Origin of the sequence: Pasteurella bettyae CCUG 2042 (assembly GCF_000262245.1) — a bacterium.
Classification (GTDB): domain Bacteria; phylum Pseudomonadota; class Gammaproteobacteria; order Enterobacterales; family Pasteurellaceae; genus Basfia; species Basfia bettyae.
Genome location: NZ_AJSX01000019.1, coordinates 13740 through 28616 on the forward strand (window position 1 = coordinate 13740; position 14877 = coordinate 28616).

At 36.6% G+C, this 14877-nt stretch carries 12 protein-coding genes; all 12 read right to left on the minus strand.

The window, feature by feature from the left end:
• Positions 1-79 precede the first annotated feature (79 nt).
• On the minus strand, positions 80-1345 hold the full coding sequence (locus HMPREF1052_RS03700) for a NupC/NupG family nucleoside CNT transporter (RefSeq protein WP_005759942.1): 1266 nt from the start codon (positions 1343-1345) through the stop codon (positions 80-82).
• A 58-nt stretch (positions 1346-1403) separates the two neighbouring features.
• Entirely contained in the window at positions 1404-2315 is a 912-nt protein-coding gene (locus tag HMPREF1052_RS03705) for a pseudouridine-5'-phosphate glycosidase (protein WP_005759917.1), read from the minus strand.
• A complete protein-coding gene (locus HMPREF1052_RS03710; protein WP_005759887.1) occupies positions 2308-3411 on the minus strand; it encodes a carbohydrate kinase in 1104 nt (367 codons plus the stop codon). Before HMPREF1052_RS03710 ends, HMPREF1052_RS03705 begins: the two co-directional genes overlap by 8 nt.
• A gap of 150 nt (positions 3412-3561) precedes the next feature.
• Positions 3562-4491, minus strand: a complete 930-nt coding sequence (gene uriH, locus HMPREF1052_RS03715) for a uridine-preferring nucleoside hydrolase UriH (RefSeq protein ID WP_005759805.1) — start codon at positions 4489-4491, stop codon at positions 3562-3564.
• Positions 4492-4584: 93 nt separating this feature from the next.
• Entirely contained in the window at positions 4585-8064 is a 3480-nt protein-coding gene (gene dnaE, locus HMPREF1052_RS03720) for a DNA polymerase III subunit alpha (protein WP_005759830.1), read from the minus strand.
• Between the two features lie 27 nt (positions 8065-8091).
• Entirely contained in the window at positions 8092-9402 is a 1311-nt protein-coding gene (locus HMPREF1052_RS03725) for a hemolysin family protein (RefSeq protein ID WP_005759858.1), read from the minus strand.
• Between the two features lie 58 nt (positions 9403-9460).
• A complete protein-coding gene (locus HMPREF1052_RS03730; protein WP_005759876.1) occupies positions 9461-9985 on the minus strand; it encodes a DUF1523 family protein in 525 nt (174 codons plus the stop codon).
• 28 nt (positions 9986-10013) lie between these two features.
• On the minus strand, positions 10014-10796 hold the full coding sequence (locus tag HMPREF1052_RS03735; RefSeq protein WP_005759932.1) for a TatD family hydrolase: 783 nt from the start codon (positions 10794-10796) through the stop codon (positions 10014-10016).
• An 11-nt stretch (positions 10797-10807) separates the two neighbouring features.
• Positions 10808-11800, minus strand: coding sequence for a DNA polymerase III subunit delta' (locus HMPREF1052_RS03740; protein WP_005759851.1), 993 nt, complete (start codon positions 11798-11800; stop codon positions 10808-10810).
• A gap of 13 nt (positions 11801-11813) precedes the next feature.
• Positions 11814-12443 (minus strand): dTMP kinase, encoded by a 630-nt coding sequence (gene tmk / locus HMPREF1052_RS03745; RefSeq protein ID WP_005759798.1) that lies wholly within the window; start codon positions 12441-12443, stop codon positions 11814-11816.
• An 11-nt stretch (positions 12444-12454) separates the two neighbouring features.
• Complete coding sequence (gene mltG, locus HMPREF1052_RS03750) at positions 12455-13501, minus strand: endolytic transglycosylase MltG (RefSeq protein ID WP_005759803.1); 1047 nt, start codon at positions 13499-13501, stop codon at positions 12455-12457.
• 143 nt (positions 13502-13644) lie between these two features.
• Positions 13645-14871 carry a phosphoglycerate dehydrogenase gene (gene serA, locus HMPREF1052_RS03755; RefSeq protein ID WP_005759937.1) on the minus strand — a complete coding sequence of 409 codons (1227 nt, stop codon included), beginning with the start codon at positions 14869-14871 and terminating at the stop codon, positions 13645-13647.
• Positions 14872-14877: the final 6 nt, after the last annotated feature.

Here is a 14877-nt window from a genome sequence, read left to right on the forward strand (position 1 = left end):
CACTTTCTTTTAATCAAATCTATATTTACAAATAATGTTGCTAATATATTGAATTCATTGAAAAATCAGTATAATTATACTACATTACTGAACCACCAATACCAATAAATAAGCCAGCAATAGCACCACTCATCAAATTAGAGAGAGAACCAGCAATTACAGCACGAATCCCCATACGAGCAATGTCACTACGACGATTTGGCGCCATGCTACCTAATCCACCAACTAAAATTGCGATTGATCCTAAATTCGCAAAGCCATAGAGTCCAAATGTAATAATTGCAACTGTTTTGGGACTCAATTGAACAGCTGCTTCAGGGCTTAGATATTTAATAAAATCCACATAAGCGACAAACTCATTCAAAATCAATTTTTCACCAATTAATGCACCTGAAACCTGAGCTTCTTCCCATGGAACACCTATAGCCCAAGCTAATGGTTTGAATGCATAGCCAAGTAAGGATTGCATCGTTACGCCATCTTGACCAACTAGTCCAGCTAATGCAGATATAATCCAATTTAGCATTGCAATCAATGCAATAAAGGCAATCAGCATAGCACCAATATTAATCGCTAATTGAGCACCTGATGCTGCCCCAGAAGCAGCAGCTTCAATCACATTAGCAGGTTTCCCCTCTGTATCAACTAGCGTAATATCGTCATTAGGTTTTTCTGTTTGTGGAAACAATAATTTTGCAAACAACAACCCGCCAGGTGCCGCCATAAATGAAGCAGCAATTAAATAAGGCAATGGGATTCCCATTCCTGCATAGCCAGCAAGTGAGGCGCCTGCAATTGATGCTAACCCACCGACCATCACAGCAAACAACTCTGATTGTGTCATTTGCTGAATAAAAGGCTTCACTAATAATGGAGCTTCTGTTTGACCAACAAAAATATTAGCGGCTGCAGATGTTGATTCTGCTTTTGATGTCCCAAGTACCTTTTGCAATCCACCACCTATAATTTTGATAATGAATTGCATAATACCTAAATAATAAAGCACTGAAATTAATGCAGCAAAGAAAATGATTGGAGGCAATACTCGGAAAGCAAATACAAAGCCACCACCACCAAACACTTCAAACATCTTTTCACTCACTAAACCACCAAATAGGAAATTCATCCCTTCTGCACCAAAACTGATAATCTTAGCTACACCATCAGATACTGCCATCAGCACATCACGTCCAGCTGGTACATATAAAATTAAAGCACCAATCCCCATTTGAATAGCAAGGGCTCCTAACACTGTACGATAATTAATGGCTCTTTTGTTATTTGATAATAAAAAGGCAATAAACAGTAAAATAAAAATACCAAACAAACTGTTTAAGATATCCATAGAATCCTCCTGTTAAAAAAATGCCGTCAAGTAAAAACTAAACGGCAAATTTATAATTTTATTGATTAAAATAACCAACGGCGAGCTGTGCCCCGATTTTAGCATTATGCTTAACAAGCTGAATATTAGCTTCTAAGCTTTTACCTCCTGTCATCTCTACAATCTTACCTAATAAGAATGGTGTAATATTTTTTCCAATAACCCCTTTTTCTTCAGCTTCTTTAACCGCACTAGCAATAATGCCGTCAATATATTCTGGTGCAAGAGCGTGTTCTTCAGGAATAGGGTTGGCAACAACAATACCGCCTTTAAGCCCTAGTTCCCATTTTGTTTTAATCATATTTGCAATATGTTCTAATTTATCGGAAGACATAGGTAAAGGTAATCCACTATCACGACAGAAAAAAGCAGGTAAATTTTGAGTTTTATAGCCAATTACTGGTACTCCTTTAGTTTCTAAATACTCTAGAGTGGCTGGAAGATCTAAAATGGATTTTGCTCCAGCACAGATAACGGCAACATTAGTTTGTGCAAACTCATCTAAATCGGCAGAAATATCTAAATTATGCTCCCAACCACGGTGAACTCCACCTAAACCACCCGTTACAAAAAATTTAATGCCTGCTAGTGCTGCTGCAATCATGGTGGTAGCAACTGTGGTTGCACCTAAACGTTTTGAAGCAATAATATCTGCTAAATCACGACGAGAAACCTTTGCTATACCTTTACTATTGGCAAACATCTCTAATTCATCATTAGATAAACCTATTTTGATTTTTCCGTCAATAATCGCTATGGTTGCTGGTACTGCGCCATTATCACGAATAATTTGTTCTACCTCACGTGCCATTTTTACATTTTGAGGATAAGGCATTCCATGAGAAATGATCGTAGATTCTAAAGCGACGATAGGTAATCCTTTTTCCATACCATCTTTAACTTCTTGAGAAAGCACCAAGTATTTATTCATAAAAATTCTCCATTTCAGTTTGTAATTGTACTTTGGTTAAATTTGGTCGAACGGTAAATTCTGACTGAATGGTATAATAAGCATTAGTCATACCAGCTAATATACATTTTTGTTCATTTTGTCCCTGTAACCAAGCATCAATAAATGCAGCACTGAAAGAATCTCCAGCACCTGTTACATCAACAATTTTGGAAGGTGCTAATTGTTTAACGGCATACCATTGATAATGATCTCGTGTAACACAAAGCACCCCCTTAGAACCTGCTGTAAGAATAATTTTTTTAACACCATAGGCTAATACTTCATAAATAGCTTCTCGCAACTTTTCTTCAGTATCGATGATACGTCCGACCAAAGCACCCAGTTCTCCTTTATTAATAAAAAAACAATCTACTCCAGTAAGTTGCTTAGGCAGGTGGATCATCTTCGGTTCTGAAACTGCAATAATGGCTAATTTTATTTGCTGCTTTTGGGCATACGCACAAAGAAATTCTATGGTTTCTTTAGGACAATTTAAATCCACCACCAAGCATTTAGCATTACGTAAATATTGTTGCTGTTTGATAAGTAATTCAGGTTTAAAATGTTCATAAATCGACATATCAGCTAAGCCCAAATACATTTCTCCATCAATATCTAATAGTGCGGTATAACAACCTGTAGATTGTCCTTCCAATATAATCACCGATTCGGTATTCATAAAAGGTGATGAAAGTGCTTTAATGCGTAGCCATTCGGGATCATTACCTACAGTTGAAATAAGTACGACTTCTTGTTCCAAACGACCTAAATTTTCCGCAATATTTCGCACAACTCCACCAATAGATACTTTTGAAGTAATGGGATTTGAGGTATAGCCTTGTAATTCATGATCTGTTTTGATTTTTTTATCTAAATTTGCAGCCCCAATGCATACAATAGAATTACGCTCATTAAATATATAGGCTTTACCCAGCAGATATTCTTTTTTTACTAGACTAGAAATGATATTAGCAACAGCAGAACGAGAAAGGCCCACTTTATCTGCGAGCTCTTGTTGAGAAATAAATGGATTTTGGCGAATAAGTTCAAAAATAATACTTTCATTATCAGTCATTATCGACCTCCAAACATAAGTTTATGAGTCAAACTTATGTTTGGATTCTAGGTAATATCGTAACGATTGCAATAGATTATTTTTTAATCTATGAGAAGGATCACAGAAAAAATAAAGGCTATCTAAACAGCCTTTATTAATATACAAAACTTATAGATTCTTTACTGACTCAATAACTAAATCCCAAAAACGCTCTTTATCAAGTTTCTTCGCAACCCAGGTATGACAGGGCTTGATCGGATAACGGAAATCTGCAACCGTCATTCCTAATGTATGCGTTCCTGTCAGTTCAATATTGACAGGGACTTGTTGTACTTCTATGAGTGTTGGATCGATAACATAAGCTACTGCACAAGCATCATGCACAGGTGGAGCATCAAAGCCTTGAGCTTGTTTATACATTTTGCCAAAAAAAGCTAATAGCTCAACAACAAACTGCCCTGGTTTACTTTGCAATGAGGAAAAGCGGGCTATCACATCAGGTGTAGCAAGTGCTTGATGAGTTAAATCTAATCCTACCATGGTTACTTTCCAACCCGCATTAAATACAATATGTGCGGCTTCTGGATCAATTTTAATATTAAATTCAGCGACCGCACTCCAATTGCCCGTATGATAGCCTCCGCCCATCAGTACAACTTCTTTCACTCGTTCGATAATTCTAGGCTCTAAACGTGCTGCCATAGCAATATTAGTTAAGCCTCCTGTTGGCACTAAAGTTATTGTTTTTTCAGGATGAGACATAATTAAATCAATAATTAAATTCACCGCATGTATGTCTTCAAATTGCATAGTGGGCTCTGGTAATAGTGGACCATCCATACCAGAATCACCATGTATAGTTGGTGCATTTTCGATTTCACGAACTAAAGGACGTGGGCAACCTTTAGCAAATGGAATACCATGGATATTTGCCATCTCAGCCACAGCCAATGCATTGCGTGAAACTTTTTCCAGCGTTTGATTCCCGACCACAGTAGTCACAGCAAGTAAATCAATATTTGGATTTCCCCAAGCTAACATCATGGCAATTGCATCATCATGCCCAGGATCACAATCTAAAATAATCTTCTGGATCATATTCATCTCCTTATAAACATGCATTAAATAATTTAGGTTTACTCACAAATAAAAAGTGCGGTATAAATTTTAAAAATTTATACCGCACTTTTATTATTCAAATTCTAATTCAACTGCACTTTCACCTAACATATTAACCAATTCACCGAGCAAATCATCGGTTGGCTTAATATACCATTGCACACCTAATTTAAGTAAAGCTCTACCTTCAGGGCTTTGGTAATAGACATTAATCGGCATCGTTCCGCCCGAATATGGTTCAATCACTGCTTTAAATTGCTTAAGAAACTGTGGGGTAATTTGCTGTTGACTCAAGCTAATAGCAAGACTTTTTGCATAACGGCTACGAGCCTCATCTAAAGTCATTAAATCACGAACGGACATACGTAAGCCTTGGGTGAAGTCATCGTAGCTAACCTGTCCTGAAACCACTACTACTGTATCTTTTTCAAGTTTTTCACCAAAACGTTCTAAGGCTTCTGCAAATAAGGTAATGTCTAAACGCCCAGAGCGGTCATCTAAAGTCGCAATACCTAAACGATTTCCTTTCTTCGTCATAGCAAATCGAGAAGCTACGACTAAACCACTTGCGGTACTTACTTGGCCTCTAATATTTGGTACTAAGTCCTTTAAGCGATTTTGACTATAATGAGAAAGTTCTTTTAAATAACGACTAATAGGATGGCTGCTTAAATATAATCCTAAAGTTTCCCGTTCTCCATCAAGAATTTGCTTTTCTGACCAGCGAGGTGTATTAGCATATGCAATCTCAACATCTTCAGGGCTTTGTGTCAAAACACCAAACATATCAGCCTGCCCAGCAGCCCGATCTTTTGCATGTTGATCAGAGGCTTTTAAAGCATCTTCTAAATTTTTCGATAACGCAGCACGATGAGGACCTAATTTATCAAAAGCCCCCGACATAATTAAACTCTCAAAAGTACGACGATTAATTTTCTTTAAATCAACACGAGCACATAAATCAAATAAGTCTTTAAAAATTCCGCCTTGCTCACGAGCAGCAACCAATGCTTCAATCGGACCTTCACCAACGCCTTTGATCGCACCGATACCATACACGATCTCACCATGATCATTCACACTAAAATGATGTTTCCCCGTATTAATATCTGGTGGCGTTACTTTTAACCCCATTCTTAAACATTCATCATATAAACCGACAATTTTATCTGTATTGTCCATTTCAGAGGTCATTACTGCAGCCATAAATTCTGCTGGGAAATGGGTCTTTAACCATAGGGTTTGATAAGATACTAAAGCATAAGCTGCTGAGTGTGATTTATTAAAACCATAGCCTGCAAATTTTTCTACTAAGTCGAAGATCTTCATGGCAAGTTCGCCATCAATACCTTTATCAATCGCTCCTTTCTCAAAGACAGAACGTTGTTTTGCCATTTCCTCTGGTTTTTTCTTACCCATCGCACGACGCAATAAGTCCGCCCCCCCCAGAGTATAGCCTGCAAGTTCTTGAGCAATTTGCATGACCTGTTCTTGATAAACAATAACGCCATAGGTTGGTTCAAGAATTGGCTTTAAACATTCATGTTGGTATTGTGCATCAGGGTATGCAACTTCTTCACGTCCATGTTTACGATCAATAAAGTTTTGTACCATACCTGATTCTAGTGGGCCTGGTCGGAATAATGCTACTAACGCAATAATATCTTCGAAACAGTCTGGTTGTAGACGTTTGATTAAGTCCTTCATCCCACGCGATTCCAACTGGAATACAGCGGTAGTTTCTGATTTTAAGAGTAAGGCAAAGGAAGCGGGATCATCCAATGGAATATGGCTAATATCTACCAGTGGTTTACCTTCTCGCTCCATACGTGCATTAATCATATCTAATGCCCATTTTATAATAGTGAGTGTTCGTAAACCTAAAAAGTCAAATTTTACTAAGCCTGCATATTCCACATCACTTTTATCAAAGTGTGTAACAGGATGTTTACCTTCACTATCACAATACAGTGGTGCAAAGTCGGTAATCAAGGTTGGCGAAATAACTACCCCACCTGCGTGTTTCCCTGCGTTACGAGTCACACCTTCCAGTTTACGAGCCATATCAATTAAGGCTTTAACTTCTTCATCACTATCATAAATAGTTTGTAACTGAGGCTCTGCATCAAAGGCTTTTGCCAAGGTCATTCCAGGATCTGAAGGAATCAATTTTGAAATACGATCGACAAATCCATAAGGATGTCCGAGTACACGTCCTACATCTCGAATTACTGCTTTGGCAGCCATGGTGCCAAAAGTAATAATTTGTGATACCGCACCACGACCATACATATCCGCAACATGTTCAATAACTTTATCACGGTTATCCATACAGAAATCAACGTCAAAGTCAGGCATTGAAACCCGTTCTGGATTAAGAAAACGCTCAAAAAGTAAATCAAATTCTAATGGATCTAAGTCGGTAATACGTAATGAATAAGCTACTAATGATCCAGCACCAGAACCTCGCCCTGGACCTACTGGAATATTATTATCTTTAGACCATTGAATGAACTCCATCACGATTAAGAAATAACCAGGGAATCCCATTTGGTTGATCACGCCTAATTCGGTCTCTAAACGCTGATCGTAAATTTCCCGTTTTTCTTGACGTTCTTGTTCATCAGGGAAAAGTACGGCTAAACGTTCCTCTAAACCATCACGAGCTCGCTTAATCAGATAATCTTCTGTACTCAATTCGCCCGTTGGGAATTGCGGTAAGAAATACTCTCCCAGACGTATAGTCACATTGCAGCGTTGGGCAATTAATACTGTGTTTTCAAGTGCTGAGGGAATATCTGCAAATAAATCACACATTTCCTGTTCTGAACGGAAATATTGTTGCTCCGTATAAAGTTTTGGACGCTTTGGATCATCTAAGGTATAACCGTCATGAATCGCTACTCGAATTTCATGTGCTTCGAAATCATCCGCTTTAAGAAAGACAACATCATTAGTAGCCACCACAGGAAGTTGATGTTTTTGGGCTAATTTAATAGCGGCTTGTACATAAGTTTCTTCTTCGGCATGTCCTGTACGAGTTAATGCTAAATAATAATGCTCAGGGAAATATTTTTGGTAAAAAGCGACCGCACTTTCAACATCATCTGTAGCATTATTTTTAAGCAGTTTTTTACCTACATCACCATTACGGCCACCTGATAAAATAATCACTCCATCACGATGTTCAATCAGCCAATCTTGGTCAATATAAGGTAAATCTTCATAACCTCGTTGGTACGCTTTCGACAATAACAAGGTAATGTTTTTATAGCCTTCATTATTTTTGGCTAAAAGTGTTAATTCAAAGCGCTCATCTCCCATTAATTGACTTTTAACTAAGACATCCGCGCCCATAATGGGTTTAATCCCTGATTCCAAAGAGGAACCATAAAATTTGACCAATCCACAAAAATTTGTGAAATCGGTTAACGCCATCGCCACCATATTTTCTTGTACACAGGTTTTAACCAATGGTTTTACTTTAGCGATTCCATCAATCATGGAGAAGTCACTATGTACACGTAAATGGACAAATCGAGGTTCTGGCATAACAATCCTTATGTTCTTACTTTTTAATTATAATGATACGTTTTCGTTATTTAAATCTTTACGAATGGATACAAGTAGCTGATCAATTTTGAAATTTTCAGTATCAATAATTTCAAATTTATATTTGTCATAAAGCACAAAATCCGTTTTCTTTGGAATCTTACGTAACATATACATCATAAAGCCACTAATCGTTTCGTAATTTTCCCAATCAGGAAAGCTCTCAATATCAAGAGCACGTCTTACATCTTCAAGTGGGGTTGCACCATCAATTAACCATGAATCTTCATCACGACGTACAATTTGTTCTTCCTCACTAGAGACTAATTCGCCCATCACGATACTCATTACATCGTTTAACGTACAAATGCCGACAACAAGTGCATATTCATTGACAATAACCGCAAAATCTTCGCCAGATGACTTAAATAACTCTAAGACCTCATAAAGCGATAACGTATCTGGAATAAATAAAGGTTTTCGTAAAATGCGTTGATCCGTCAATGAGACTTGTGGTTCACGCAAATAAAGGGTTAATAAAGTATGGGATTCTACATAACCGAGAATATGATCTAAACCTTTATCACAAATGAGCACTTTAGAATGTGAATCTACAGTTAAGGTATCAATAACTTTTTGTCGATCAAAAGTGCGGTCTAAAAATACAATATTTTCACGAGTCGTCATACTTGAGGTCACTGTTCGCTCTTGCATATCAAAAATATTTTCAATTAAATAATGCTCTTGAGCCTTTAGCACTCCAGCCTCCGCTCCTGCATCAACAACTGCAACAATATCTTCAGAAGTCATACTTTCATGGCGTACTGTAGAAATATGAAATAGCCTAAATATCACATTGGCAATCGAATCAAACAGTAATACTAATGGTTTAAAAACCATAATGAAAAAAGACATAATGCCAACCGTACGTAAAGCAACAGTTTCTGGATAAGTTATCGCAACACGTTTAGGCATTAAATCAGCAAAAAGAATAAAAGCCATCGTGACTACAGCAAATGATAGCCAAGAGGCTACGGTTTCGACCCATTCGGCACTGCTATGTTGATAAATAATCTCTTGAATATAAGGACGTATTGCGCTTTCACCTAACATCCCGCCAAAAATAGCCACCATATTCAACCCAATTTGCACCACGGTAATGAAACGACCAGGATGTTCCTGTAATTTCAGCACATTCTCTGCTCGCACATCTCCTTCATTTGCTAATGATTGTAGCTTTAATCTTCTTGCCCCCGCTAAGGAAATTTCGGAAGAAGAAATCACTGCACTGATTAAAATTAACAGCAGTAAAATTAATATTGCTTCAAATAAACTCATAAAATCATCTTTTACTATGTGATATGAAAAGTAGGACGCCAGATGGCGCCCTCACTTACTAAACTTCACTATCAAACCAACCACGGATCAGTTGGATGGAGAAGAATAAGGTAATTAAACCAAGGAAATAAAAAATATAGCTTAAAATTGGATGTGAGCCCGTATCTTCTGTCACCTCTTTCATTGAAATAGCATTACGGAACTCATCAAACATTACTATTCTCCAACCATAATATTTTATTTCTACTAAGCGTTGATCTTGAGCAAAAGTGGATGCTTTTGCTTGTAGATCCGCTGAACCAAATTTGAAATAAAATGGAAATCCCCAGCGAGTATCTTCATTACGATATACCATTGGCTTATCTTTACCTGGTTCTTGAGTATAAATGTAATAAACATCTCGAGTTGGGCCATCAGCTGGATTCGCTTTAGTGATAGGACCATCTTTATCTACACGTTTTACTTCCACACCAGTAATTTTGGTGGTTTCATAATGAGGAAATATATAATGAATTCCAGCAAATAACACAACATGGAAGAGGAACACTACTATTAGTAGAAAATATTTAATTAGTTTACGCATAACATTACCCTTTTAAAAATGTTATTGATTATAACACGTTAACCTTAAACAAACGCTCAAAATTTTGTGTTGTGATTAAAGCAAACTGTTCGCTAGAAAGCCCTTTTAATGCTGCCACATATTCGCAAACTTCTCGGGTATACGCTGGTTGATTTTGTTTACCTCGATAAGGCACTGGTGCTAAATAAGGTGAATCAGTCTCTACCAATAGGCGATCGACAGGTACATAGCGAATTACTTCACGAATTTCTTCTGCATTTTTAAAAGTCACAATGCCAGAACAAGAAATATAAAATCCTAAATCTAATGCTTGTTTTGCAAAATCCATATTTTCCGTAAAACAATGAATTACTCCACCGCACTTTTCAGCATGATTTTCACGTAATACACGAATGGTATCTTCGCGAGCATCTCGTGTATGAATAATTACTGGTTTATTCACCTGATTAGCGACATCAATTTGTTGAGCAAAAACATCTAACTGTTCTGCTTTACGCTGTTGATCGTAATAATAATCTAATCCAATTTCGCCAATTGCGATTACCCGTTTATCTGTGGCATATTGTTCTAAACGTTGTCTATCAAAGCGCTCATCACCTAAATCAAGTGGATGCAAACCACAGGATAAAGACACATCATCACGATGTGCTACTAAATCACGCATCGCCTCAAAGCGACCTAAGGTGACACCAATTGATAAAAAATGTTTTACTCCACGAGCTTTGGCTTTTTCAATCACATCATCCACATTAGTATGTAATTTCTCATAATCTAGAGAATCTAAATGACAGTGACTATCAACAATAAACATTTTACTTTCCTTTAAATTTTAGGGTCAAAAACTTCAGTAATTAAGCGACTTAAACCATCTAATAAAATTAGCTCCTGATTCACCCCATTAATTTTCATTAAATCCCACCGCACTTTTTGTATAATCTGTATAGCCTTCAATAATCCAACTACTTGTTGCTGTTCTGAAAATTGCTGTACTCCTTTAGCTAAATCTTGGTTTATCCATCCTTCATAAATATTTAGCTTAAATTTTATTGCATCAGATAAAAAAGCAAGTAACCAATCTAACTGCGATAATGTCAATGTTTTATCAAAAAGTGGCAATAGCTCTAAGGGAGAACGGCGAATATAAAACAACCAAAATGCACGTAAAAACTCACGTCTTTTTTCAAGTAGTCCTTGTGTTAAATAGGTGAGCGCTAATAGCGGACGACCATAGCTCATACGAAGTGCGGTATCAATATCTGAAATTTCCGCTGTACATTGTTGTTGCAACCAGTTGATAGCCACTTGCTCAACAGGAGTATCAATAATCCATACCTGACAACGACTATAAATGGTTGCCATTAGAGAGGCTGATAAGTCAGCATTTAATAAAAAATAGGTATTCGGACGAGGCTCTTCTAAAGTTTTTAATAAAGCATTTGCGGCACTTTCAGTTAATCGATTGACCTCTTCAATACAAACAATTTTATTTCCGCCTTGCTGTGCATGTTGAGCGACCTTTTGATTAATCTCTCGAATCTGATCCACACCAATATCTTTATCTTCAATAGGTGCTAAGCTATAAACATCAGGATGATTACTCGCCTGAAATAAATGACAGCTATGACAATGGTCACAAGGTTTGTTTTGACTATCCTCTGACTGACATATAATCCTACTTGCTACCGCTTGAACGAGTTGTTGCACACCTAGCCCTTGCTCAGCTCGAAACAATATGGCATGGTGACCATAACCTTCGCTAAAAGCAGTAGTGATTTTGTCATAATAAGATTGTAGCCAAGGATAAAGATTTACCATTACGAATCAACTCTTATTTCAAAGAATTTAGCCAATTTCTGACCGCACTTTTAATGTCAGCAGTGACTTGTTCAATAGGTTGTTCTGCATTAATAATCACAGCTTTAGGATCGGCTTTTACCAGTTCCAAATAACGAGCTCTAGAACGGTGGAAAAAATCTAACCCTTGTTGCTCAATGCGATCTAAGGCTCCACGCCCTCTTGCACGTTCTAAGCCGATAGCGGGATCTAAATCCAAATATAAAGTCAAATCAGGTGCGAAACTACCTAAGACCGTTTCTTTTAATGTAGATAATAAATGACGATCTAACTGCCGTCCACCACCTTGATAAGCCTGTGATGAAAGATCATGACGATCACCAATTACCCATTTGCCATCTGCTAATGCAGGTTTAATGACATTTTCGACTAACTGAATACGTGCAGCATAAAGCATCAATAACTCTGCTTTATCTGTTACTGGTTCTTCCGTTTCATGTTTTATCAAATGACGTAATTTTTCCGCTAAAGGTGTCCCACCTGGTTCACGAGTAAACACCAAGTTTGTAATACCTTGAGATTGTAATTCTTCAATAATTGCTTGACGTGCTGTGGTTTTTCCTGCTCCCTCTAAGCCTTCAAGCACAATAAATTTTCCGTTCATAATATCTATTTCTACTGAACCTTATTTTGGCGTAACCAACGTAAATATTCTTGCACTGCACGATTATGCTCATTTAAATTGCGTGTAAATTTATGTCCGCCCGATCCATCTGCCACAAAATATAAAAAATCTGTTTTTTCTGGTTTAGCTACTGCCATTAAAGATTCTTCACTTGGCATAGCAATAGGGGTTGGTGGTAATCCATCAATCACATAAGTATTATAAGGAGTCGGTGTTTCAAGATCTTTTTTACGAAGATTACCTGTATAATTTTCCCCCATGCCATAAATAACAGTAGGATCTGTTTGTAATTTCATATTAACTCGCAAACGATTCAGAAATACTGAGGCTATTTTCCCACGCTCCGTAGCAATACTACTTTCTTTTTCAACAATAGAAGCAAGAATCAACATTTCATAAGGATTTTTTAAGGGCAATCCTTCATCCCTTGTTTGCCAAGCCTTATTTAAAATTTTAACCATTTTTTCAATAGCACGTTTTAATAATGCGGTATCTGTTGAATAAGGTGTGTAATTATAAGTATCAGGATAAATCCAGCCATCTAATGTTTTCCACTCATTCACAGCATTCCATTCAGGCAACAGTGCATTAAATTGCGTAAAAATTTCTTCTTCTGTTTTATCTTTTAGTTCTGATGTTAAATGAGGAGCATGTAAAAGAGATTGCTTCACTTGTCTCCAGGTCTCACCCTCCGTAAAACGCAAACTAAATTGAGCCTCTTTACCCGTATTCAACAGTCTGAGTAATTCCCCTAAGGTAGTTATTCCATTCAAAGAATAAGTACCAGCTTTCACATTATTCAGTTGAGTTTGTAATTTAAGTAACCAAGGAAACAATGGATGATTAGTAATAATATTTTCTTGCTCTAATAAGGTAAATAGCTTTTGCCCTGTTGTTCCACGTTCTAAGGTTAATAATTGATCGGCTTGCACATTAACAGGTTCATTAATTAAGGATTGAATCTTACTATAACCCCAAAAGCCGATGCCTAACAAAATAACAGATAAAATTAAAAAAAATTGAAATAGTTTTTTCATTTAAGATAAAAGTTAAATAAATAATTAGCAAAGATATTACCATAAATATAAGTGCTAAGGATAAAATTTTATCTCTTCTATACTTGCTTAGAAATGAAAAAAGGAAGATCAACTCTTCCTTTTTAAACTGACTTGAAGGTTAATTAAACTAAGACACGTGCACGAATCGTACCATCAATATCTTTTAATTTTTGCAATAATTCAACACTGTCATCGGTTTCAATATCCACGACAACATAGCCAATTTTAGAATCAGTTTGTAAAAACTGTGCTGCAATATTAATATTTTGGTCTACAAACACTTTATTAATTTGATTCAAAATACCTGGTCTATTTTGATGAATATGCAAAATTCGTTTAGCAGAACTATGTTCAGGTAAAGAAACCTCTGGGAAATTTACCGCAGATAAAGTTGAACCATTATCCGCATATTTAACAAACTTATTAGCCACTTCAGTACCAATATTCTCTTGTGCTTCTGCTGTTGAACCACCAATATGTGGAGTTAAAATCACATTATCAAATTTACATAGAGGTGACTCAAATACTTCTTCAGAAGCAGGCTCCACAGGGAAGACATCAATTGCTGCGCCCTGAACTTTACCTTCATCAAGTGCTTTTGCTAAGGCTTCAATATCCACTACAGAACCACGTGCAGCGTTAATTAAAATACTACCAGGTTTTAACTGTGCAATACGTTTAGCATTCATTAAATTTTTAGTAGAAGGTAATTCTGGCACGTGCAATGAAATAATATCGCAAAATCCTAAAAGTTTTTCTAATGATGAAACTTGCTGCGCATTTCCCAAAGGTAATTTATTCTCTATATCATAGAAAAAAACATTTAAACCTAGAGATTCAGCAATAATACTTAATTGTGAACCAATATGACCATAGCCAATAATCCCTAATTTCTTACCACGAACTTCATGAGAACCTGCTGCTGATTTATTCCATTCACCTAGATGTACTTGTGCATTTGCTCTTGGAATATTACGCATTAACAACAAAATTTCACCTAATACGAGTTCTGCCACAGAACGAGTATTGGAAAAAGGTGCATTAAAAACGGGAATACCTTTTTCTTTAGCAGCTTCTAAAGCCACTTGATTAGTACCAATACAAAAACAACCAATAGCAATCAATTTTTCCGCATGCTCAAGAACATCTTCTGTTAAATTTGTTCTGGAACGTATACCAATAAAGTGAGCATCTTTAATGGCTTTTTTAAGTTCTTCTGGACCTAACGCCTTTTTATAATATTCAATATTGGTATAACCAGCTGCTTGCAATACATTAATTGCATTCTGGTGAACACCTTCTAATAATAAAAACTTAATTTGATCTTTATCGAAAGATACTGGAACCATCTTATC

Bases quoted from the DNA above. Each gene is read 5' to 3' on its own strand.
- HMPREF1052_RS03700 (WP_005759942.1), bottom strand. From the start codon at position 1,345: ATGGATATCTTAAACAGTTTGTTTGGTATTTTTATTTTACTGTTTATT.
- HMPREF1052_RS03705 (WP_005759917.1), bottom strand. From the start codon at position 2,315: ATGAATAAATACTTGGTGCTTTCTCAAGAAGTTAAAGATGGTATGGAA.
- HMPREF1052_RS03710 (WP_005759887.1), bottom strand. From the start codon at position 3,411: ATGACTGATAATGAAAGTATTATTTTTGAACTTATTCGCCAAAATCCA.
- uriH (WP_005759805.1), bottom strand. From the start codon at position 4,491: ATGATCCAGAAGATTATTTTAGATTGTGATCCTGGGCATGATGATGCA.
- dnaE (WP_005759830.1), bottom strand. From the start codon at position 8,064: ATGCCAGAACCTCGATTTGTCCATTTACGTGTACATAGTGACTTCTCC.
- HMPREF1052_RS03725 (WP_005759858.1), bottom strand. From the start codon at position 9,402: ATGAGTTTATTTGAAGCAATATTAATTTTACTGCTGTTAATTTTAATC.
- HMPREF1052_RS03730 (WP_005759876.1), bottom strand. From the start codon at position 9,985: ATGCGTAAACTAATTAAATATTTTCTACTAATAGTAGTGTTCCTCTTC.
- HMPREF1052_RS03735 (WP_005759932.1), bottom strand. From the start codon at position 10,796: ATGTTTATTGTTGATAGTCACTGTCATTTAGATTCTCTAGATTATGAG.
- HMPREF1052_RS03740 (WP_005759851.1), bottom strand. From the start codon at position 11,800: ATGGTAAATCTTTATCCTTGGCTACAATCTTATTATGACAAAATCACT.
- tmk (WP_005759798.1), bottom strand. From the start codon at position 12,443: ATGAACGGAAAATTTATTGTGCTTGAAGGCTTAGAGGGAGCAGGAAAA.
- mltG (WP_005759803.1), bottom strand. From the start codon at position 13,501: ATGAAAAAACTATTTCAATTTTTTTTAATTTTATCTGTTATTTTGTTA.
- serA (WP_005759937.1), bottom strand. From the start codon at position 14,871: ATGGTTCCAGTATCTTTCGATAAAGATCAAATTAAGTTTTTATTATTA.